General features: G+C 43.2%; 19 protein-coding genes. 18 read left to right on the top strand and 1 reads right to left on the bottom strand.

Annotated features, from left to right (window positions below; all coding sequences use genetic code 11):
• The first annotated feature begins 403 nt into the window (after positions 1-403).
• From CDG62_RS15185 to CDG62_RS15165, 5 genes are all read left to right on the top strand, one after another.
• Entirely contained in the window at positions 404-1,903 is a 1,500-nt protein-coding gene (locus tag CDG62_RS15185; protein WP_087527905.1) for an amino acid permease, read from the top strand.
• 88 nt (positions 1,904-1,991) lie between these two features.
• Entirely contained in the window at positions 1,992-3,191 is a 1,200-nt protein-coding gene (gene alr, locus CDG62_RS15180) for an alanine racemase (protein WP_228254451.1), read from the top strand.
• Positions 3,192-3,760: 569 nt separating this feature from the next.
• Positions 3,761-6,007 carry a TonB-dependent hemoglobin/transferrin/lactoferrin family receptor gene (locus tag CDG62_RS15175; RefSeq protein WP_416232145.1) on the top strand — a complete coding sequence of 749 codons (2,247 nt, stop codon included), beginning with the start codon at positions 3,761-3,763 and terminating at the stop codon, positions 6,005-6,007.
• Positions 6,008-6,061: 54 nt separating this feature from the next.
• Complete coding sequence (locus CDG62_RS15170; protein ID WP_087527908.1) at positions 6,062-6,868, top strand: hypothetical protein; 807 nt, start codon at positions 6,062-6,064, stop codon at positions 6,866-6,868.
• 93 nt (positions 6,869-6,961) lie between these two features.
• Positions 6,962-7,774, top strand: coding sequence for a DUF4198 domain-containing protein (locus CDG62_RS15165; RefSeq protein ID WP_162904040.1), 813 nt, complete (start codon positions 6,962-6,964; stop codon positions 7,772-7,774).
• A 106-nt stretch (positions 7,775-7,880) separates the two neighbouring features.
• Here CDG62_RS15165 and pcaU read toward each other — a convergent pair whose 3' ends face one another.
• On the bottom strand, positions 7,881-8,705 hold the full coding sequence (gene pcaU / locus CDG62_RS15160; RefSeq protein WP_087527910.1) for an IclR family transcriptional regulator PcaU: 825 nt from the start codon (positions 8,703-8,705) through the stop codon (positions 7,881-7,883).
• Positions 8,706-8,984: 279 nt separating this feature from the next.
• On the opposite strand from pcaU, the gene CDG62_RS15155 reads away from it, so the two are divergent.
• The 13 genes from CDG62_RS15155 (at position 8,985) to CDG62_RS15095 (ending at position 23,856) form a co-directional block, all read left to right on the top strand.
• Positions 8,985-9,665, top strand: coding sequence for a 3-oxoacid CoA-transferase subunit A (locus CDG62_RS15155; protein ID WP_087527911.1), 681 nt, complete (start codon positions 8,985-8,987; stop codon positions 9,663-9,665).
• Positions 9,666-9,678: 13 nt separating this feature from the next.
• Positions 9,679-10,329 (top strand): 3-oxoacid CoA-transferase subunit B, encoded by a 651-nt coding sequence (locus CDG62_RS15150; protein WP_087527912.1) that lies wholly within the window; start codon positions 9,679-9,681, stop codon positions 10,327-10,329.
• A 418-nt stretch (positions 10,330-10,747) separates the two neighbouring features.
• Complete coding sequence (pcaF, locus tag CDG62_RS15145) at positions 10,748-11,953, top strand: 3-oxoadipyl-CoA thiolase (RefSeq protein WP_087527913.1); 1,206 nt, start codon at positions 10,748-10,750, stop codon at positions 11,951-11,953.
• A 34-nt stretch (positions 11,954-11,987) separates the two neighbouring features.
• Complete coding sequence (pcaB, locus tag CDG62_RS15140) at positions 11,988-13,343, top strand: 3-carboxy-cis,cis-muconate cycloisomerase (protein WP_087527914.1); 1,356 nt, start codon at positions 11,988-11,990, stop codon at positions 13,341-13,343.
• Between the two features lie 8 nt (positions 13,344-13,351).
• On the top strand, positions 13,352-14,128 hold the full coding sequence (gene pcaD, locus CDG62_RS15135; RefSeq protein WP_416232144.1) for a 3-oxoadipate enol-lactonase: 777 nt from the start codon (positions 13,352-13,354) through the stop codon (positions 14,126-14,128).
• Between the two features lie 41 nt (positions 14,129-14,169).
• Positions 14,170-15,525: an MFS transporter gene (locus CDG62_RS15130; protein WP_087527916.1), complete on the top strand. Its 1,356-nt coding sequence runs from the start codon at positions 14,170-14,172 to the stop codon at positions 15,523-15,525.
• Between the two features lie 14 nt (positions 15,526-15,539).
• Positions 15,540-15,974, top strand: a complete 435-nt coding sequence (gene pcaC, locus CDG62_RS15125) for a 4-carboxymuconolactone decarboxylase (RefSeq protein WP_087527917.1) — start codon at positions 15,540-15,542, stop codon at positions 15,972-15,974.
• A gap of 26 nt (positions 15,975-16,000) precedes the next feature.
• The gene (pcaH, locus tag CDG62_RS15120) at positions 16,001-16,726 is read left to right on the top strand and encodes a protocatechuate 3,4-dioxygenase subunit beta (RefSeq protein WP_087527918.1); all 726 of its coding nucleotides are present in this window, start codon (positions 16,001-16,003) and stop codon (positions 16,724-16,726) included.
• Positions 16,727-16,741: 15 nt separating this feature from the next.
• Entirely contained in the window at positions 16,742-17,371 is a 630-nt protein-coding gene (pcaG, locus tag CDG62_RS15115; protein WP_087527919.1) for a protocatechuate 3,4-dioxygenase subunit alpha, read from the top strand.
• A 150-nt stretch (positions 17,372-17,521) separates the two neighbouring features.
• The gene (gene aroD, locus CDG62_RS15110; RefSeq protein ID WP_087527920.1) at positions 17,522-18,382 is read left to right on the top strand and encodes a type I 3-dehydroquinate dehydratase; all 861 of its coding nucleotides are present in this window, start codon (positions 17,522-17,524) and stop codon (positions 18,380-18,382) included.
• 27 nt (positions 18,383-18,409) lie between these two features.
• Positions 18,410-19,870 (top strand): right-handed parallel beta-helix repeat-containing protein, encoded by a 1,461-nt coding sequence (locus CDG62_RS15105; RefSeq protein ID WP_087527921.1) that lies wholly within the window; start codon positions 18,410-18,412, stop codon positions 19,868-19,870.
• A 60-nt stretch (positions 19,871-19,930) separates the two neighbouring features.
• Entirely contained in the window at positions 19,931-21,247 is a 1,317-nt protein-coding gene (locus CDG62_RS15100; RefSeq protein WP_087527922.1) for a carbohydrate porin, read from the top strand.
• A gap of 179 nt (positions 21,248-21,426) precedes the next feature.
• Positions 21,427-23,856 carry a glucose/quinate/shikimate family membrane-bound PQQ-dependent dehydrogenase gene (locus CDG62_RS15095; protein ID WP_087527923.1) on the top strand — a complete coding sequence of 810 codons (2,430 nt, stop codon included), beginning with the start codon at positions 21,427-21,429 and terminating at the stop codon, positions 23,854-23,856.
• Positions 23,857-23,871: the final 15 nt, after the last annotated feature.

Raw genomic sequence — 23,871 nt, 5'->3', positions numbered from 1 at the left:
TGATTTCAGTCAATTTATTAAATGTGATGATGGTGGTTTATCGAACTTAAGTCGTTAAATTAATTTTCAATGGAATTGAATATATGGATATTGAGAAAAATATTAATTCAATATTTTCATCTGTCGATTATAAGTGTACTTATAATCGATGGGTGGTTTTGCATTTTGTTTTTATTAAGTTGTTGTTTTTTTATATTAAATAATTAAATTAGGCATGGGTTTTGCAGCCTGTGTGAGTATTATTTTGTCGCCATAAAGAGATGAATAGTGTGGCGCTGAATAATAAAAATTAATGTTATTGAAAAATAATATGTAGCTTAATTTTGGACTGAGATGAAATAAGGAATTATCTAAATCTGAGTCCCATATTTACACCCATTGGGTTGTAAATTGGAGTGAAAACATGATGAATGGAAAACAAACCCATCAACAAAAAGAGCCTTTAGACGGTGATTTACTGGGTGGACATCATTACGCGTCAGTTGAGGAAGAACAACTGCAACGTTCACTGACCAATCGTCATATTCAGATGATTGCGATTGGTGGTGCGATTGGTACAGGTCTCTTTATGGGATCGGGTAAGACGTTGGCTGTGTCAGGCACATCCATTATTCTGACCTATTTAATTATTGGTTTCTTCTTCTTCTTCGTCATGCGTGCGATGGGGGAGTTATTGCTGTCCAATACCAACTATAAATCTTTTGCTGATTTTGCAACGGCATATTTGGGGCCATGGGCAGGGTTCTTTTTGGGTTGGTCGTACTGGCTGAGTTGGATTGTCACTGCAATTGCAGATGTGATTGTGATTGGAGGGTATGCACAGTTTTGGTATCCCGATCTCCCCGCATGGATACCCGCTTTCACCTCCATTGCCATTTTGACTTTATTGAACTTTGTTGCGGTAAAACTGTTTGGTGAAGTAGAGTTCTGGTTTGCTTTAATTAAAATTATCGCGATCATTATGTTCCTCTTGGTGGGTGTCTATCTGATAACGATTGGTTTTGTCTCTCCAGATGGTGTGAAAGCATCTTTGGCCCATGTGGTCGAGAAAGAGTCGCTATTCCCTTATGGTCTAACGGGCTTTTTGGCCGGTTTCCAAATTGCGGTATTTGCTTTTGTCGGTATTGAATTGGTGGGTACTACAGCGGCAGAAACCAAAGATCCACATCATGCTTTACCACGCGCGATTAACTCAATTCCATTGCGCATTTTATTGTTCTATATCGGTGCTTTGGTTTGTATTATCGCAGTCACGTCTTGGTCGCAGATTTCTCCAGACAAGAGCCCATTTGTTGAAATGTTTACGTTGATTGGCTTGCCTGCAGCAGCCAGTATTGTCAACTTTGTCGTGGCAACCTCTGCCATGTCTTCAGCGAACAGTGGGGTGTTTGCCACCAGTCGTATGTTGTTTGGTTTAGCGGTAGAAAAAGATGCACCGAAAAGTTTTGCCAAACTGTCGAAAAGCAAAGTGCCTGTACTGAGCTTAATGTTCTCGATGTTCTGTGTGGTGGTAGGAACGTCGATTCTATTTATTGTGCCGAATGTCATGACGGCATTTATCATCATTTCAGCCTTCACCTCGATTTTGTGTATTTTCACCTTTGCCATGATTATTTTGTCGTACTTGGCTTATCGTAAAAAAGCGCCTGAACTGCATGAACAGTCAGCATATAAAATGCCGGGTGGACGTTTTATGGCATGGTTTACCTTGTTGTTCTTAATCTTTGTGGTGGCGATTTTGGCACTCGATCATGACACTATGATTTCGTTGGCGTTCTCTCCAATTTGGTTTATTGGCTTAGGTATTGCTTATTACTATAAAACGAAAAAATATGCAGAGCGTAACTGGATTTTGACCCATGGTCGCCGCATTGAGCATGATGATATGCAAGAAAATAATTAATGAAAAGTGAGAGAGGGTATTAACCCTCTCTTTTGTTATAACGATGAAGAGGGAATTTATTTTGAAAAAAGCGACACTTTGGGCATGTATGTTGGGGGCAGGATTACTACATATACAAAGCAGCTTTGCCGCACCGTTATTGACGCCGCATCTTTCAGCGACACAAGTAGCAGCGCCACAGGCCAATGCATGGGTCGAAATTAATGTGCAGACATTCGAGCAGAATATTCAGAACTTACAACAGCAGCTACAGGACAAAAGCCAGATTTGTGCAGTCATGAAAGCCGATGCTTATGGTCACGGGATTGAACTGTTGATGCCGAGTATTATGAAGCTGAATGTACCGTGCGTGGGCATTACTAGTAATGCCGAAGCCGCGATAGTACGCAAGTCTGGTTATCAGGGACGGCTGTTAAGATTACGTGCAGCGACTGACCAAGAAATCCAAAATGCGGCTTCTTTAAACATGGAAGAGTTGTTGGGGAACTATGAGCAAGCACAACGTATGTCGCAGTGGGCAAAACAACAGGGGCTAACCCTTGCGTATCATTTGGGTATAAATGCAGGGGGGATGGACCGAAATGGTTTAGAGTTGGACAGTGCACTAGGTAGACAACAAGCGCTCCGCATGACTAGACTGCCAAATTTAAAGCTGGTGGGTATCATGACGCATTATGCTGTGGAAGATGAAAAATATGTGCGTGAACGTTTGGTGGTCTTTAACCAGCAAACAGAGTGGTTGATTAAAAAAGCCAAATTAAAGCGAGAAGCCCTGATTTTACATACTGCAAATTCTTTTGCGACCTTAACGGTTCCAGAGTCACACCTAGATATGGTACGTGCAGGCGGTGTGATTTATGGTGACAGCCTTCCAGATCGGGTCGAATATAAAAAGCTGATGACCTTTAAAACCCAAGTGGCAACAGTAAATGCCTACTTGAAAGGCACAACAGTTGGCTATGACCAAACCTATACCTTGAAGCGTGATTCACTATTGGCGAATTTGCCGCTTGGTTATTCAGATGGTTATCGACGGGCATTTAGTAACAAAGCCTATGTACTGATTCGAGGGCATAAAGTGCCTGTAGTTGGGCGAACCTCCATGAATACGACTATGGTGGATGTTACTGATTTTCCAGATATTCGTGCTAATGATGAAGTGGTTCTGTTTGGAGAGCAAGGAAGTGCAATAGTCAAGCAAAGTGATTTGGAAGAATACAATGGCGCTTTGCTGGCAGATGTTTACACCATGTGGGGTAACTCTAATCCGAAAGTTGTGGTTCAGTAGCGTTAAGACTGGACTCTGTTGTTTGATCTTTTGACAGCCTAACGGGCAAAAATCATCACTTGCTTCATGTAGCATTACAGTGATTGTTTAATTATTAAGATATTGTTTTTAATTATTAAATTACGGTTTTATTCGAGGCAGTGCATATGTGGATATGCACTGCTTTTTTAATTTCTAGTACCGATGATTTTCACTTTCGAGGTGGAGTCGAAGTGTATTGAGATTTACGAAATTGATCATAGCATCCTGTTATTTTTATGCGTTAAACACTTCATATAGGTTTTAAATTTGACGATTTTTTTGGTACACAAGTCGATAGCGAAGCGTCTCACCTTGAGTTAAGTATTGAAATAAAAACTATTTTTTTAAGCGATCTAGAACGCTTAAAAAATAAAATAAAAGCAAATAGTATTTGTAAATAATAATCTAATTGATTATGATTCGCATCCACAAAGTATCCCTATATCAATTACCTTACTGCCCTCCGTCTTTGAGGGGATGAAAAAGTAATTTGAATTAAGTGTAATGATTATCAATATCATTTGAAAGGTGGGTTTAACCGTATGAGTATGAATCAATATCAGTCGCAATTTTCGGGCGACGAAGCTAAAAGTTTGAACCTCCGACCTTGTTATTTATCATTATGTTTGGCTGTGCTCATGACCACAGGCTTGAGTTCTAACAGCTTTGCACAAGAAAATGTTTTAGTTTCAGCATCCCTTCCCAAAATTACGGTTTATGCTGAACATGAAGACCAGTCACCAGTTTCAAAGACAACGATTAATCGAGAAAACCTTGATAAAACTGGGGTAACGGATATGGCAAGTATCGTGAAGTACTTGCCTTTGGTACAAGCGCCATTTTCCGTTGCGGGCAGTGGCACATTTTTTGATGGAACGGGAACCAGTGGTTATAACATTCGCGGGATTGATGCCAACCGTATTGGATTAGATATTGATGGAGTTGATATTGCTGAAGCGACGGTCAGCTCTTATGTTCCACCCAACAGTATGAGCCAACGTGGAGCAGGTCGTGATTATATTGAACCTGAAATGTTCACCTCGGTAGATATTGTTTCGGGAACAACAGATGCATCTACTGACGGAATTGGTGGGCGCGTTTCATTTAAAAACAAATCGCCAGAAGATTATTTGGTTGATGGGAAAACCATTGCAGGTACTGCCAAAGCAGGCTATAGCTCTGCGGATGAAGCATGGTTAAGTTCGGTAACAGGAGCGGTGGGTAATGATGAGGTGAAAGCTTTAGTGGCTTATGCTCACCGTGATGGACATGAAACAAAACCTAACTCTAAAACCAAAGCGTTCCCAACAGATTGGAAGTCGGATGCTGTATTGGGACGAGTGCTGTGGAGATTATCTGATCAGCATCAGTTTAATTTGACTGGGGACTTTTACCGAAAAACTGCCGATACCTCAGGCATCAGTGCCAGTTTATTTAGCAACTATAAAAGTGATGCTACCCAACAGCAGGATATTGACCGTACCCAATTTAGCTTAGAACACATTTACAAACCTGAACACTTTGCCTTGTTTGATCAGTTAAAAAGTAAAATTTGGCATCAAGAGTCAAATAATGAAACTGATACATCATTCATGAACAGTGCGACAGTCGCACGTGACTTTTCAACGACATATAAAGAAAAAAATACGGGCATTAAGTTTGATGCGTCGAAGAACTTAGAGCAGCAGACTTTAAAATATGGTCTCGCGGTCGACCAAAAAAATTATTCCAGTACCAAAGTCGATTTACGCAATGGTGCAACACTACCAACACTCTACCAAGATGGTTATTTGCTGGATTCTGAGTTAAAGCGTTATGCTGCTTATTTCTCAGATGAAATTCGTTTGGGGCTCTTTGGGCGTGATTTAACTTTAACACCATCAGTTCGTTTTGAACGACAGGAGTATAGCCCAGATTCTTCGAGCTATAGTGATGTCCAAGCGCGTGATTTTAGTTATGTTTCACCAGGTTTTTCGGCCAGTTATCAATTCACTCCTGAAAACTATAGCTATTTTAAATACACCCGCGGTACACGTATCCCATCACCTACTGAAATGGGTGGCATCTACCAAACCACCGCAGGTAATCCAAGTTATATCGTGATAGGTAACTCGAACCTTGATGAAGAAACCAGTGATGCATTTGAAATTGGACTGAGAAATACTTCAATTGATGGCATTAAGTTTGATATCACAGGCTTTTATACCAAATACAGTGATTTCATCGATTACTACAACTATGGCACCACACCACAATATCCCTATGGTTACTATCGTGCAGAAAATTTAGCCAATGCCGAAATTTGGGGTGGTGAGCTGTCTACACGTATTGATTTGGGACAATTTATTCCACACTCGGATGGATTTAGTCTCGCTTTAGTGGCAGGTAAAACCAAAGGCACCGCGAAAAATAAAGATGGTCTGAAAAGTGGAGTGAACTCGGTACAACCTGAAAAGGGTAGCCTCACCTTTGCTTATGACCACCCGGGTAAAGTCTTTGGTTTAGGCTTAACGGCAACTGCGGTCGGGGACAAAATTGCGTCTCAAGATGTGAGTACCTACCAAGATGATGTGGAGTATCAACGTGTTGCAGGTTATGCCGTGTTTGATCTCTCAGCTTATTGGAATATGAATAAGTTCACTAAGTTGAATGTGGCGGTGAATAATATCTTTGACAAGACTTATTGGGACTATGCCGCAGTGAGCACCATTACAGGAACCAACCAAGCCAGTCTGATTGATCGTGCTGCAGAACCGGGCCGTAATATTGTCGCAAGTATCGAGTTTAAATACTAATTTTAGCTAGATAGAGTTTAACTATTCCAGCAATTTCACCCAGAGGAAATGATGATGAACATGATGACAAAATTGATCACAGGTTTGACCATATTTACGGCTTCGATAAGTGTTTTGGCAGCAGCGCAAACTGAAAAAGTAGATAGCTATCAGCAAGCTTATACAATCTATTCACTTTACCATGCCGATAAGGAGCCTAAGTCTGCTTTGGTAAGTAAGCAATATGCTCAAGATTATGCTGCATTGTTTACTACAAATAAAAAAGTGAGTGCAGAGCAATTTGTAGCATTTGAACAAGCACGCTTACAGCCTGTACTTGAGCAACGACGTGAAATGTCTTTAAAACAGGCACATGTCCGTTACGGTATTTTAGATAAAAATAAAGATCAAAAGCTGACGTTGAAGGAGTTCCAAGCCTCTGGTGAAAAGACTTTTGATGGTTTCGATCAGAATCAGGATGGTTTGATTAACACTGAAGATGCAAATTTGGCTGGGGCAAATACAGGTACACATGATGGTTTCCGTGCCAAGTTACCTATTTCTATGCCGATGCCAAGCAATGTAGCTGAGTTTATTGTGCAATATGGGCAGAGTAAAAATTATGTGACTTTAGGCGACTATTTAACTGCGCGTGATAAACAATTTTTTGAGACGGACAGCAATCAAGATCTGATCGTGACTGAACAAGAATATGTCGATGAGTTTATGCAACGTTTTGACCGTAATTTAGCAACGGGTACGACTCAAATGCAGGAGATTGCTGGACAGCAATTCAAAGCGATTGCAAAAGGAAAAACCACTATTCAAGCAAATGACATTCAACAGTATGCGAAAAAAGTAGGACAAGCTTCAGTTCAATAAACCAACCATACCTTTAGGTCATTTATGGATGGCTTAAAGGTAAAACGGATTAGGTTGATGATGGATAACGATACATCAATGGAATATTCAACGATGAAGAAAATAAGTTTGACTTGCTTACTGAGTATCTTGGCCCTAAATAGTTGGGCACATGCGCCCTTTGTGGCGCCAAGCAGTTATGTAGTAGATGGTGCAAACACAGTAGTTTTGGCTGGATTTGCAGAGCAAGCTTTTGACTCGGAAGTTGCGATTAAAGGCTTTAATTTTAAAGTGCTTACACCGAAGGGTGAAACTCAAGAGTTAACACTGAGTCATAGTCAAGTTCTAAGTTTGGCTGATGTAAAAACGGATCAAGCAGGAACTTATACAGTTACAGGGCTCCGAACAGGTGAGCTTAAATATGCAAAAGTTGGCCAACGTTGGTTACGGGTATTAGATGCAAAAACTGAAGGTTTAGCACCACTGACTGAACGTCACTTTGTTACCCCAAATGAAGTACAAGCGAAAAGCCAACAGTTTACTGTGCAACGTTTTGATCAGTTGCTGAGTTATTTTTCTAAGCAACAGCAAAGTGAGCTCAAGCAAGCGTATACCCAACAAGGTTTAAGTTTGGTATTTTCAAGTCATCCAAATCAGATTTCATTAAAAACACCATTCACTGTAAAATTAAACTTGGAAAATAAACCTGCATCAGGTTTTCAGGTAACACTGGAAAAACAAATCACCACATTGGGTGAGGCTGAAAAAGTGACCCAGTTGCAGACCAATGGTTCAGGTGAAGTTACTTTGCCATTTTCAGCGGTCGGGCAATACCTTGTGACCATCACCTCACCTGAACAGTCTGAAAAGCTTCGACCGAATGCTCAGACCTATAGAACGATTTTAAGTTTATACGTAAACCCTTAAATTGAAGTTAAGGCTTAAGAGGACATTTACTGAAATCTGTTCGAGTCTCTCTCGGCTGAATCATAGACCTATATATGATCAGTGCTGCGTGATTTTCTTTTATGTATCAAAGAATATTACGCAGTTCGCGCGCAGTTTCTTGTAGTAAAGGCAGTATATGTTGAATCAAATACTCTTTGGTTGTACGCATGGTAGGGGAAACAATATTTAAGGCTGCAACGACTTTTAACTGTTGCCCATAAATCGGAACGGCAAGTGCATGTACGCCCAATTCGTGTTCCTCACATGAATAACACCATCCTTGCTCTCGAATTTCATGCAATAAAGCCAGAAACGTTTCATTATTGGTATGGGTGTATTTGGTGAGGCGTTGTAGCGGATACTGATTCAGCCATTCACATTGTTCCTGATCGTCGAGATAGGCCAGTAAAATTTTGCCTGCCGATGTTGCATGTGCAGGTAGACGATTGCCCAAATGTAGGCCATAAGGATTGACACGATCTGTTTGTTGATGTGCGGCGCTACGTGCAATAGTAATGGCTTCATAGCCGTCTAAAACCATCACGGAAAAAATGAGTGAGGTTTGATTGGTCAGCAGGTTCAGTAGAGGTTGAGAAATTTTGGGAAGTTGTGCTCCACCTAAATAAGCGCCTGAAAATTTGAGAATTTTAGGGGTTAAATAAAAATAATGACCATCAGACTCTAAGTAGCCTAAATATTCAAGAGTGAGTAAATGGCGTCGTGCTGCGGCACGGGTCATGCCTGTACGTTCCGCTGCCATAGTGATATTTAAACGATGTCGGTCAGTACCAAAGCTGTCGAGAATAGCCATACCTTTACTGATCCCTGCAACAAAGTCTTCATGTCGAATGGTTTTCTTATTATTGTGATTATGTATTCGATTTTCTATTCGTTCTTTTTCTTCACGCATTTCGGCATTCCTATTCATTCTTATCCTTTGTCTATTTTTACTATAGCGTGAAATCTGACTGAAAAAATCAGGTTTTGTTCGATAGTTGTTTAAAATGTTCGATCATCGAACAAAAGCTGGTCTGACCATCTAGTCTACTCTAAAGAAAAGATAAAAAATGAACGCATAAGGAAATCGAACTAAAAGACTAGGGAATGTTGTTTTAGCTGTATTGCCCGTCAGTATAAGTTAGGTTTCTGCGCCTTTTCAAATTTGCATGATGCACAATGGAGTTATCTAATGATAGATAAAAGTGCAGCGACCTTAACGGAAGCGCTCTCCCAAATCACCGACGGCTCAACCATCATGATTGGTGGTTTTGGTACAGCAGGACAACCTGCAGAACTGATTGATGGCTTAATTCAACTGGGCATTAAAGACCTGACCATTGTCAGTAACAACGCAGGCAATGGTGACTATGGTCTGGCGAAACTGTTAAAAGCCGGTGCCGTGAAAAAAGTCATCTGTTCTTTCCCACGTCAGTCAGATTCTTGGGTCTTCGATGAACTCTATCGTGCAGGCAAAATCGAATTAGAACTGGTACCTCAAGGCAATTTGGCTTGCCGTATTCAAGCCGCAGGTATGGGACTCGGTGCAGTCTTCACGCCTACAGGCTACGGCACCTTATTGGCTGAAGGTAAAGAAACCCGTCATATCGACGGTAAAGATTATGTTCTCGAATATCCAATCAAAGCCGACTTCGCTTTGATTAAAGCCCAGCAAGGCGACCGTTGGGGCAATCTGGTCTATCGTAAATCGGCACGTAACTTCGGTCCGATCATGGCGATGGCAGCCAATGTCACCATTGCACAAGTCTCTGAAGTGGTGGAACTGGGTGGTTTAGACCCTGAACACATCATCACCCCAGGCATCTTCGTTCAACATGTGGTGCAGGTACAACCTGAACCTGTTGCTGTCTAAGTAGGAGACTTTCATGAGCTATCAAAAACTCAGCCGCAACCAGATTGCTGAACGTGTGGCACAAGATATTCCCGATGGTGCTTATGTCAATTTAGGCATCGGCTTACCGACCAAGATTGCGAGTTATCTGCCAAGCGACAAAGATGTCTTCTTACACTCTGAAAATGGCTTATTGGCCTTTGGTCCACCACCAGTGGCAAGTGAAGAAGATCCTGAGCTGATCAATGCAGGTAAAGAATACGTGACCATGCTGCAAGGCGGTGCTTTTTTCCATCATGGGGATTCCTTTGCCATGATGCGTGGTGGTCACTTGGATATTGCGGTACTCGGTGCGTTCCAGATTGCCGCCAATGGTGATTTGGCCAACTGGCATACTGGTGCACCCGATGCGATTCCTGCAGTGGGTGGTGCTATGGATTTGGCCGTGGGTGCCAAGAAAGTATTTATCACCACCGACCATGTCACCAAACAAGGTGAACCGAAGATTGTGGCTGAACTGACTTATCCAGCCACAGGTTTGAAATGTGTCGATCGCATCTACACCGACCTGTGTGTGATTGATGTCACTCCTGAAGGCTTGAAAGTGATTGAGAAGGTCGAAGGTTTGAGCTTTGCTGAATTGCAGGCGATGACGGGTGCACCGCTAATAGATTCAACGAACTAAGTTTTAGATTTACTGTGACATGACGGAGTCTTACTGAGTAAAGTCGAATAGAAGAAGCTCGTAATGGTTACTTTTTTAAAAAGTAACCAAAACCCTTGTCATCAACAAAACCTGTTCACTGTGAACATTGATCAAATCAAATTGCAAAAACAGTCCTGATAAAAATTTGGGCAGGTTGTTGATGACGATAGGTACCAGCTAATGCTGGAAAAGGATTCCAAATTTTGTATTTGCTCACGTGACTGGCGACATGGATGTCGCCTTGTTACTCAGCACAACAAGGATGTTGTGTCTGAGTAACAAAGGATTTTGTCACTTTTGTCCTGTCAAAAGTGAGGCATTGCCTACGCAAATCAAAATAAATAAATCCATCATTTGTGGCAGTGATAACAACTGCTTTTAATTTGGAAATGTAAGAATGAAAAACGCATATATCATTGATGCCATCCGTACCCCATTTGGTCGTTATGCGGGTGGACTCGCGCCAGTCCGTGCTGATGACTTGGGTGCATTGCCGATTCAAGCCCTAATGCAACGTAACCCAACTGTGGATTGGTCACAGGTGGATGATGTGATCTACGGCTGTGCCAACCAAGCGGGTGAAGATAACCGTAATGTAGGCCGTATGTCGGCATTATTGGCAGGTTTACCTGTGGAAGTGCCTGCCACCACCATCAACCGTTTATGTGGTTCATCTTTAGATGCGATTGCGATTGCTGCTCGTGCCATTAAAGCTGAAGAAGCCAACCTGATTATTGCAGGTGGTGTGGAAAGTATGTCACGTGCGCCTTTTGTGATGGGTAAATCGGAAAGTGCGTATGGGCGCAGCCAGAAGATTGAAGACACCACCATGGGCTGGCGTTTTATCAATCCAAAGCTGAAAGCGATGTATGGTGTAGAAACCATGCCACAGACCGCAGAGAACGTGGCGCAACAATTTAAAATTGATCGTGCAGATCAAGACCAGTTTGCCTTGACGAGTCAAAAGCGCACAGCAACCGCGCAAGCTCAAGGCTTTTTTAAACACGAGATCATTCCGGTGAGCATTGCTCAGCGTAAGGGTGATCCGATTGTGATCGACACGGATGAACATCCACGTGCATCGACCACTTTAGAAGGTTTGGCGAAACTGAAGCCAGTCGTTACAGCAGAAGGCACCGTCACAGCGGGAAACGCGTCAGGCATCAATGACGGTGCGGCTGCTGTACTCATCGCTTCAGCAGCAGCAGTAGAACAATACCAGCTTAAACCCCGTGCCAAGATTATTGCCTCTACGGCTGTGGGGGTTGAACCCCGCATCATGGGCTTTGCACCAGCACCTGCGATTAAGAAATTACTAAAACAAGCCAATCTCACCATCGAGCAGATGGATGTGATTGAGTTGAATGAAGCCTTTGCCGCACAGGCATTGGCGGTGACCCGTGATTTGGGTTTAGCCGACGATACGACTCAAGTGAATCCGAATGGTGGTGCGATTGCGATTGGTCATCCACTGGGTGCTACAGGTGCTCGCTTAGTCACCACGGCTTTAAACCAGTTAGAGCAAACAGGTGGCACCTATGCACTGTGTTCAATGTGTATTGGGGTCGGTCAAGGCATTGCGTTGATTATTCAGCGAGTTTAATTAGATTAGCAAAGCAGATTAGGGAAAGACAAACATGAGCCAGTTATATGCCAGCCTATTTTACCAAAAAGACGTTACTGAAATTTTCAGTGATCGTGCTTTGGTTTCATACATGATTCAAGCTGAAGTGGCATTGGCACTAGCACAGGCTCAGGTGGGTGTTATTCCAGAATCAGCGGCTACCGCAATTTCAAATATTGCAGCAACGGCATTGGATCTAATTGATTTTGATGCTTTGGCTGTCGCAACAGGCTTGGCTGGCAATATTGCAATTCCATTTGTAAAGCAATTGACTGCAATTGCCAAACAAACCGATGAAGATGCTGCGCGTTATGTTCACTGGGGCGCAACCAGTCAGGACATTCTAGATACTGCATGTATTTTGCAATGCCGTGCAGCAATGAACCATGTTGAAGCCTTAATACAATACTGTTATCGCGCAGCATTGGCTCAAGCTGAACAGTATCGCGCACAAGTCATGATTGGTCGTACATGGTTGCAGCAAGGTTTGCCGATTACGTTAGGTCATAAATTAGCGCGCTGGGCATCGGCATTTCATCGTGATTTAGCACGTATTGAAGCGATGAAGTCACGTGTATTTACCGCTCAGTTGGGTGGTGCAGTCGGTTCATTGGCATCCTTACAGAACCAAGGTAATGCCGTAGTGCAAGCTTATGCAGCACTGTTACAGCTTTCAGTCCCAAGTTGCACTTGGCATGGTGAGCGTGACCGTATTGTCGAAGTGGCAAGTGTTGTCGCGATAGTGACAGGTAGCTTGGGCAAAATGGCGCGTGATTGGTCTTTGATGATGCAAACAGAAATTGCTGAAATCTTTGAACCAACGGCAAAAGGTCGCGGCGGCTCTTCGACTATGCCACATAAACGTAATCCAGTTGCAGCAGCTTCGGTTTTAGCGGCTGCGAATCGTGTACCAGTATTGATGTCGAGTTTGTACCAAAGCATGGTGCAAGAGCATGAACGCAGTTTGGGAGCTTGGCATGCGGAATGGCTTGCCGTGCCAGAAATATTCCAGCTGTGTGCAGGTGCTTTAGAACGGACTTTAGACGTTTTACAGGGCATGCAAGTCAATGCAGAGAACATGCAGCGTAACTTGGAATGCACTCAAGGCTTGATTATGGCTGAAGCGGTCATGATGGCATTGGCGCCACACATGGGGCGTTTACAGGCACATCATGTGGTAGAAGCGGCGTGTAAAACAGCAGTAGAAAAAGGTCTGCATTTAAAAGATGTGATTGTGGAGTTGGATCAAGTCCAAGCCTTTTTTAGTGCAGCTCAGATTTCAGAAATTTTTAAACCCGAATCTTATCTTGGCAACATTCAAGACCAGATTGATGCGGTGTTGCAGGAAGCAAAAGGAGAGGCAAAGTGAATATTACAATGACCAATCGTCAGGGCAAATGTTTGGCTGTGCACATTAGCGGTCAAGAAAATGCACCTGTAATTGTATTTTCAAATTCACTCGGCACAGACAAAGGCATGTGGCAACCTCAAGTTGCAGCATTTGAACAGCATTTTAAAGTAGTGACTTATGACACACGTGGTCATGGTCATAGCGATGTGATTGAGCATACTTCAGTGCAAAACCTTGCTGAAGATGTGATAGATATTTTGGATGGTTTGAATATTCAAAAAGCCCATTTTTGCGGCATTTCCATGGGGGGAATGACTGCTTTGTGGTTGGGTATTCATCATGCAGCACGTTTTCATAGCATCACCGTTGCTAATTCAGCAGCCAAAATTTGGACTGCAGAAGGTTGGAATGCTCGAGCAGATGCTGTGATTGCCAATGGTTTAGCTGATCTGGTTAAAACGACACATACCCGTTGGTTCAGTGAAAAGTTTGATTATCAACATAATGCTTTGGCACAACGCACCATCCAGTCTTTAGCAACAACGCCAGCACAGGGTTATGCGGAATCTTGCCGTGCATTGGCACATGCAGATTTAACCCAAGAAATTCAAAACATTCATATTCCAACTTTAGTGATTGCAGGTGCATTTGACCCTGTGACCACCGTTGCTGACGGCATGTTCATGCAACAACAGATTCAAAATAGTGAATTGGCGGTGATCGACGCATCGCATCTTTCCAATATTGAACAACCTGAGCAGTTTAATCAAACCCTCAGTCAATTCATTGGATCGATTCAATAGTTTAAGGATTTAAAAAGGACTTTCAGCCTAAGGAGGCAGGTATGGCGTCTCAGGAATACGCTACTCAAAAAACGAGTATAGACGCACAGGCACTGATTAATGAAGCACCGATTAGCAAGTATCAGTGGCTTATCGCAATTGTATGTTTTTTCATTGTTTTTGTTGATGGTATTGATACTGCAGCAATGGGATTTATTGCACCAGCCTTAGCACAAGACTGGGGGATTGACCGTTCGCAATTGGGTCCAGTGATGAGTGCAGCATTAGGCGGCATGATTATTGGTGCATTGGTGTCTGGTCCGACGGCTGACCGTTTTGGGCGAAAGATTGTTTTAAGTGTTTCCATGCTGATTTTTGGTGGTTTCACATTGGCTTCTGCTTATGCACCAGACCTCGATACCTTGGTGGTTTTACGCTTTTTGACAGGTATTGGTTTGGGTGCAGCAATGCCAAACGCAACGACATTGTTCTCTGAGTATTGCCCGAAACGTTCACGTTCACTGCTCGTGACTTGCATGTTCTGTGGTTACAACTTGGGTATGGCGACTGGTGGCTTTGTAAGTAGCTGGCTCATTCCGAAATTTGGTTGGCATAGCCTATTTTTATTGGGTGGCTGGTCTCCATTGTTCTTAATGTTCTTTGTGATTTTCTTCTTACCTGAATCGTATCGCTTCTTGATTGTGAAAGGTCGTGATAACGCCAAAGTACACCAAATTTTGTCACGTATTGCGCCTGAAAAAGTTCAGGATGTGACTGAGTTTCATGTGCCAGAAGAACAGATTGATGGCGCAGAGAAAAAAGGCGTATTTGGCATGTTGTTCTCGACCAAATATGTCAAAGGTACAGTTTTACTTTGGCTCACCTATTTCATGGGCTTGGTCATGATTTACCTGTTGACCAGCTGGTTACCAACCTTAATGCGTGAGACAGGGGCAACTTTAGAGCGTGCAGCATTTATTGGTGGCTTATTCCAGTTTGGTGGCGTACTCAGTGCCTTATTCATTGGCTGGGCAATGGACCGTTTCAATCCAAACCGAATTATTGCGGGTTTCTACATGGTTGCAGGTTTGTTTGCTGTGGCAGTCGGGCAGAGCTTAGCCAATCCAACTTTACTTGCAATCTTGGTGTTATGTGCAGGTATCGCGATTAATGGTGCGCAATCTTCAATGCCTGCTTTAAGTGCACGTTTCTATCCAACACAGTGCCGTGCAACGGGTGTGGCTTGGATGTCAGGGATTGGTCGTTTTGGTGCTGTATTCGGAGCTTGGATTGGAGCAGTTTTACTCGGCAATGACTGGTCATTTACCGCAATTCTAAGCTTGCTGATGATTCCTGCAACGGCAGCAGCAGTCGCTATTTTTGTTAAATCACTTGTTGCACATACCGATGCAACTTAATTGAGGTTTCTCCCATGAATGATGAACAACGCTATGAACAAGGAATCACCGTACGCACTGAAGTGTTGGGTGAAAAGCATGTCGGTCGTTCACTTGAGAACTTGAATGATTTTAATGCTGACTTTCAAAACTTTATCAGTCGTTTTGCGTGGGGCGAAGTCTGGTCCAGACCGGGCATGCCACGCCATACCCGTAGCTTAGTCACTATTGCAGTGTTATTGGCACTGGGCCGTGAAGATGAATTGCGTATGCATTTACGTGCTTGTTTTAACAATGGTGTGACCAAAGACGATTTAAAAGAGTTGATTTTACATTGTTCGCTGTATGCAGGTTTACCTGCGGCAAATGCAGCGATGCATATGGCAGAAGAGGTTTTTGCAGATTTGGGTATCGCACCCCAAAAGCTGAGTGAAAAGCAGTTAAACCAAGAACAAACCAATCAAGAGTAATGGAACGAGTTTAAGAGGGACGCCACATGTCGCAACTTATTTTAGGTGCATACGCACAACGTAATACCGATGATCATCCGCCAGCGTATACACCCGGCTATAAAACCAGTGTCTTACGCTCGCCAAAGAATGCTTTGATTTCAATTGCAGAAACTTTAACTGAAGTAACTGCACCACATTTTAGTGCCGAACAGTTTGGCCCTAAAGATAATGATTTGATCTTGAACTATGCCAAAGCAGGTTTGCCAATTGGTGAGCGCATTATTGTGCATGGTTATGTACGTGACCAGTTTGGTCGCCCAGTTAAAAATGCCTTACTTGAAGTATGGCAAGCCAATGCATCAGGTCGTTACCGTCATCCGAATGACCAGTTTATTGGTGCGATGGATCCAAACTTTGGTGGTTGTGGTCGCATGATGACCGATGCCAATGGTTACTTCGTATTCCGCACCATCAAACCAGGTCCTTACCCATGGCGTAACCGTATCAATGAATGGCGTCCAGCACATATTCACTTCTCATTGATTGCAGATGGTTGGGCACAGCGTTTAATTTCTCAATTCTATTTTGAAGGCGATACGCTGATTGATTCATGTCCAATTATTAAAACCATTCCTTCGGAAGAACAACGTCGTGCATTGATTGCTTTAGAAGACAAGAGCAATTTCATTGAAGCAGACAGCCGTTGTTACCGCTTTGACATCACGTTACGTGGTCGTCGTGCGACTTATTTCGAAAATGATTTGACTTAATTCAGGGAGAACAACATGAACAATTGGAATTTTCAGGAATTACATGAAACACCATCTCAAACAGGTGGGCCATATGTACACATTGGTTTGTTACCAAAACAAGCCAACATTGAAGTGTTTGAAAATAATTTTAATAACCAGTTGGTTAAAGAAGGCACTTTAGGCGAGCGTATTCGCCTGGAAGGTCAAGTATTTGACGGTTTAGGTTTGCCATTACGCGATGTTTTAATCGAAATTTGGCAGGCCGATGCCAATGGCGTATATCCAAGTGCTGCTGATAGTCAAGGTAAACAGGCGGATCCAAACTTTTTGGGTTGGGGACGTACTGGCGCAGACTTTGACACAGGTTTCTGGAGTTTCAACACCATTAAACCAGGTGCAGTGCCAGGACGCAAAGGTACAACTCAAGCGCCACACATTGCATTAATCATCTTTGCTCGCGGTATCAACATGGGTTTGAACACTCGTGTCTATTTTGATGATGAAGCCGAAGCCAATGCGCAAGATCCAGTGCTGAAAGGTATTGAGTGGGCGCCACGTCGTCAGACGCTTATTGCTAAGCGTGAAGAACGTGATGGTGAAGTGGTTTATCGCTTTGATATTCGCATTCAAGGCGAAGATGAAACCGTGTTTTTAGATATCTAAACTCCCCAAGGCTTGGTGCAGGACATCCTGCACGAGTCAATAGATAGAAGTTTATACGTGGGGGTTCCATGTCCCATTGCATGAATCCCACGTATGTTTGCGGCTTATGACTGAAGTCAAGCAATAGTATTGAAAATACAAGGAACTGTAATGATTACGATCAAAAAATTAGCGATTCAATTTTGTTTAAGCAGTGCTGTACTTGCAGCAATGCCATCTACATTTGCAGCCGAGGCTATGCCATTAAGCACCCAGCATTATGTGGTGAAAAACATCAACATTGGCGACTTACCTGTTAAAACTATCGTACCGATTACGGCAAAAACTGCTGAACAAGCCATTGCACAAGCCAAAGTGATTGCAGCTAATCCAGATGCAGACCTTGCTGAGTTTCGTATTGATTTACTCGAATTTTCTGCTGACACGAAGAAAGTTATCTCACTTGGTCAGCAACTCAATCAAATTTTGAAAGACAAACCGCTCATTGCAACCATTCGTACCCATAACGAAGGTGGAAAAATGACGGTATCCGATCAAGATTATGAAAAGATTTACCGTGAATATTTAAAAGCACCGTTTATGCAGTTGCTGGATATCGAGATGTTCCGTGATGCTGGCAGCGTTGCGAAGTTAACCAAATTGGCGCACGATAAACATGTATTAGTGATCATGTCGAATCACGATTTTAATAAAACGCCAGAACAACAAGAAATTGAAAACCGTTTGCTGAAACAAGACCAAATGGGTGCAGACATTCTGAAAATTGCAGTGATGCCGAAGTCTAAACAAGATGTCATGACCTTAATGAATGCCGCTTTAGCGGTGAGTCAAAAAAGTACTAAACCTTTACTGACGATGTCGATGGGGCAATTGGGCACAATCTCGCGTGTTGCAACGGCAAACATGGGTGGCAGCTTAAGTTTCGGCATGATTGGTGAGGCATCTGCACCGGGTCAAATTGATGTGACCCAACTTAAACAGTTCCTTAAAACTGTGCAGCCTACACCTTAAGACTTCAAGATATAAAAGGATTTGAACATGAAATCATCAACTTTACGTTTAACCACACTGGTATTAAGTTTGGCTGCTTCAGGTGTTGCCAGTGCAGAAACTTATATGGTTGACCGCTATCAGGACGATAGTAACAAAGGCTCTTTACGTTGGGCAATTGAGCAGTCCAATGCCAATGCTGCACAAGAAAATGAAATTCAAATTCAAGCCGTTGGCAAAGCTCCTTATGTCATTAAGCTGAACCAGCCTTTACCTCCGATTAAATCTTCGGTGAAAATTATTGGTACGCAATGGGATAAAACAGGTGAGTTTATTGCCATTGATGGTTCGAACTACATTAAAGGGGAAGGCGCGAAAGCCTGCCCAGGTGCAAATCCAGAACAGTATGGGACTAACGTACGTACCATGACTTTACCGGGTCTGGTTTTACAAGATGTAAATGGCGTGACATTAAAAGGTCTAGACATTCACCGTTTCTGTATTGGGGTCTTAATTAACCGTTCAAGTAACAACCTGATCCAACACAACCGGATCAGCAATAACTACGGTGGTTCAGGCGTAATGTTGACGGGTGATGATGGCAAAGGCAACCCAACCTCTACCACCACCAATAACAACAAAGTCTTGAACAACTTGTTTGTAGATAATGGTGATGGACTAGAACTGACGCGTGGTGCGGCATTCAACCTTGTTGCCAATAACCTATTTACCTCAACTAAAGCCAATCCAGAGCCATCTCAGGGCATTGAAATCCTTTGGGGCAATGACAATGCAGTGGTGGGCAATAAGTTTGAAAACTACTCAGATGGTCTGCAAATTAACTGGGGTAAACGTAATTACGTTGCGTACAACGAACTGACCAATAACTCAATTGGCTTTAACTTAACTGGTGATGGCAACATCTTTGACAGCAACAAAGTACACGGTAACCGTATCGGGATTGCAGTTCGTTCAGAAAAAGATGCCAATGCACGTACCACACTCACTAAAAACGCAATTTGGGACAACGGTAAAGATATTAAGCGTTGTGAAGCAGGTGGTTCATGTGTACCTGACCAGCGTTTAGGTGCGATTGTATTTGCAGTACCTGCTTTAGAACATGCGGGCTTTGTGGGTTCTCGTGGTGGTGGTGTCGTAATTGAGCCAGCGAAATTGCAAAAAACCTGTACACAGCCAAATGAGCAAGGCTGTAATGCGATGCCAAACCAAAATATCCAAGCGCCACGTTTAAGCTATAGCAAAGGACAAATTACAGCGACCGTCCAAGGGCAACCAAATCAGCGTTATCACGTTGAATTCTTTGCCAACCGTCAAGCGAACAGCCAAGAAGCAGAACAGTACTTAGGTGCTCAAGTGCTAACAACCAATGCGCAAGGTCAAGGTCAAACCACTTGGAAAGCGCTCGGTGGTGCTGCAAGCGTAACTGCTAATGTGACTGACCATTTGGGTGCAACCTCAGAGCTTAGCCCTGCCGTTAAAATGAAATAATAATAATCGCATGGATAGCTCAATCCTGTTGAGCTTTCCAATCAGAAAAGGATGTTTGGTATGCAACAACTCTTAAAACTTGGCACATTATCTTTGGCACTTGTGACTTGCCAATTGGCTACGGCTAATGAATTTTACTCGGCAGACCGTCAATGGTTATTTGGGGATTGGAACGGTGAGCGTAAGCAATTAGAAGATCAAGGTTATAAATTTACTGCATCCATTATGAGTCAGGCGGCAACCAACTTAGATGGTGGTTATAACGATGACAATACCTTTGAAAATGCAGCGCAACTGACTTTAGGTGCTAATTTTGATTTAAACAAAATTGCGGGTTGGGAAAATACCACTGCAGGTTTGATGATTACCAAACGTGATGGTAATTCTTTGACGTTAGAACGTATCAAAGATCCACGTGCCAGTACATTGGGGAACACACAAGAAATTTATGGTCGTGGAAAAATCTGGCGTCTGACTCAAGCGTGGATCAAAACAGGATTTGATGACAATAAAGTCCAGTTCAAGATTGGTCGCATGGGCATGTCGGATGACTTTAACAGCTCGCAATGCGAATTCCAGAACTTGCTGCTTTGTGGTGGTCAGCTCGGTAAATCAATCGGTTCGATTTGGTATAACTGGCCGGTCGGGGTTTGGGGCAGCAACTTAAAGTATCAATTTGCACCTGCATGGTCACTCGGCTTGGGCGTATACGAAGTCAATCCTGACAATGTGAAAACACAATCGAATAGTGATGGCTTTAACCTTGATATGGACAATGTTGAAGGAGCAACCATTCCACTCGAGTTGGCTTGGAAACCAAAATTCGCTGCATTAAATGGCTTAGCAGGGGAATACAAAGTTGGTGCTTTGTACTCGACCGCTGAAGCCAAAGATATTCGCAGTGGCGAAATGCAAGATAGTAAATACAGTTTCTGGCTGAATGCACAGCAACAATTGACCCAACAGGGTTCTGATCCTAAGCGTGGCTTATATATCAGTTTTAATGGTGTAGTGAACGATAAAGCCACAACGAACGTTGAAAGCACACAACAACTGGCACTTTGGTACAAAGGTCCATTTGATAGCCGTCCGAACGACTCGATTGGATTGGGTTTTGCCAATTACGTGGTCAATGACCGTGTAACGGATAAACAAATTGCCACCAATGAAGGGCGCGGTTATTACAGTTACGACGCTATTGCCAGTGACTACGTTCCCATCCAACGTGATGAGTTGAACGTAGAGCTGAACTACACCTATCAATGGTCACCAGCCGTCATGCTTAGACCAAACTTGCAATATATCTACCAGCCGACTGGGATAAAAGAAGTAGAGGATGCATGGGTGGCAGGTTTGAGTATGAAAGTTAATTTTTAACAGCAATGAGTTTGAAAAAGTGATTAAAATATAAGCAATAGTGCTGTTTAGTTTAAACACTTGAATCAAGGCTTTCGCAGTACAGCTGCGAAAGCAACAGAATTTATTCGTGATGATAAATGATACTCAAAGGAGAGAGGGAGTGATCATTTAAACTCACGGCACTTGGAGTAAGATGTATGTCTGAAGCTCAATCTAAGTCAGGACCCATATTTAAAATATGGTGCTTTGTCCTTGGCTTGGTCCTGTTATTAACAGGTCTCTTTTATTTAATTGGTGGCGGAAAGCTCATCAGTTTAGGTGGCTCTTGGTACTTCTTTATTGCAGGCTTAGTGACCATCGTTTCTGCGATTTTCATTTTTAGAAAAAAAGCACTTGGTGTTGGATTATTCAGTTTAGTCTTTATTGGTACAGTCATTTGGGCATTGCTGGATACTGGCTTTGAATTTTGGCCACTTCATTCTCGCTTGATGTTCCCAGCAGGATTATTTGCTGCTGTATTATTTACTCTGCCTTCTATTCGTAAACACCAGCAACAAATCGCAATGAATGCACCTGCTTATGTCGTAGGTGGATTAACTGTACTGGGTATGATTGGCGGTTTGTACGGTATGTTCATACCGCATCCTACTGTTGAAGCATCGGGTCAGGAATTACCACTTGTACCAGTGACACCAAATAAACAACAAGTGAATTGGGATCATTATGGTAGTGATGCAGGCGGGAGCCGTTTTGCTGCATTGGATCAAATTAACCGTAATAACGTATCTAAACTTAAGGAAGCTTGGCGTTTCCAAACGGGTGATATGACCACAGGTTCGGGGAATGGTGCAGAAGATCAAATGACCCCATTGCAAGTGGGCAACAAAGTATTGTTGTGTACCCCGCATAACAACATTATTGCCTTGGATGCGGACACAGGTAAGCAAATCTGGAAGGCCGAGGTTAACTCCAAAGCGGATGCGTGGGAACGTTGCCGTGGTGTTGCGTATTTCGATTCGACACAAGCCTTGGTTCAGCCCACTCTAGCGGGTGCAACAGCCGTAACTGCAGTTGCCACCAATACAGCCTGTCCACGTCGCGTCTATACCAACACACCTGATGGTCGTTTAATTGCGGTGAATGCCGATACAGGCGAACGCTGTAAAGACTTCGGTGTCGATGGTACGGTAAACTTACTTGAAGGCTTGGGCGATGGTACTAAAGCGCCACGTTTTGAAGTGACTTCAGCACCGACCATTGCAGGAACGTCGATTGTTATTGGCAGCCGTATTGCTGATAACGTGGGTGCAGACATGCCGGGTGGTGTAATTCGTGCATACGATGTCATTACAGGTCAGTTGCGTTGGGCATTCGATCCACGTAATCCTAACCCGAATTATGTACTCAAGCCGGGAGAAACCTATAAGCGTAGTTCGGCCAACTCATGGGCTGCCATGTCTTATGACCCACAAATGAATACCGTGTTCTTACCAATGGGGAGTTCTTCGGTTGACCTTTGGGGTGCCAACCGTCAGCCATTAGATCATAAATACAATACTTCGGTATTGGCATTGGATGCGACCACAGGAAAAGAAAAGTGGGTCTATCAAACGGTTCATAATGATTTATGGGACTTTGACTTACCAATGCAACCAAGTTTGGTGGATTTCCCACTGAAAGATGGTTCGACCAAACCTGCGGTGGTGATTGGTACTAAGTCTGGTCAGTTCTTTGTGCTTGACCGTGTTACAGGTAAACCGCTGACTAAAGTGGTGGAACAACCTGTTAAAGCAGCGGATATACCAAATGAACAATACAGTTTGACCCAGCCACGTTCAATTGAAATGCCACAAATTGGCAACCAGACTTTGACCGAGTCGGACATGTGGGGTGCAACACCATTCGATCAGTTGATGTGTCGTATTAACTTCAAATCGATGCGTTATGAAGGTCTATTTACTGCACCGGGAACAGATGTTTCATTAAGCTTCCCAGGTTCGTTGGGTGGCATGAACTGGGGTTCTATTGCATTCGATCCAACACATCGTTATATGTTTGTGAATGACATGCGCTTAGGGCTTTGGATTCAGTTAATCAAACAAACCCCTGAAGATTTGGCGATTCAAGTCAATGGCGGTGAGAAAGTGAATACGGGTATGGGTGCCGTGCCAATGAAAGGCACACCATACAAAGTCAACAAAAACCGTTTCTGGTCAGCATTGAGTATTCCTTGCCAAAAACCACCATTCGGCACCATGACTGCAATTGACATGAAAACTCGTCAAATTGCATGGCAGGTTCCATTGGGTACGGTTGAAGATACTGGTCCGATGGGCATCAAAATGGGCTTAAAAGCACCAATTGGTATGCCAACGATTGGCGGTCCAATGGCAACTCAAGGTGGCTTGGTGTTCTTCGCAGCGACTCAGGATTACTACTTACGCGCTTTTAACTCTTCAAATGGTCAAGAGTTATGGAAAGCACGTTTACCTGTGGGTAGTCAGGGTACGCCAATGAGCTATATGTCACCAAAAACTGGAAAACAATATGTGGTCGTTTCAGCGGGTGGCGCACGTCAATCACCAGATCATGGCGATTATGTGGTTGCGTATAGCTTAGCCGATTAAAACGTTTTATTGTAT

The sequence above is a fragment of the Acinetobacter sp. WCHA55 genome (genome assembly GCF_002165305.2).
Classification (GTDB): Bacteria; Pseudomonadota; Gammaproteobacteria; order Pseudomonadales; family Moraxellaceae; genus Acinetobacter.
Note: the sequence above shows the minus strand (reverse complement) of the source record. Positions and strands in the feature narration are given on the sequence as shown.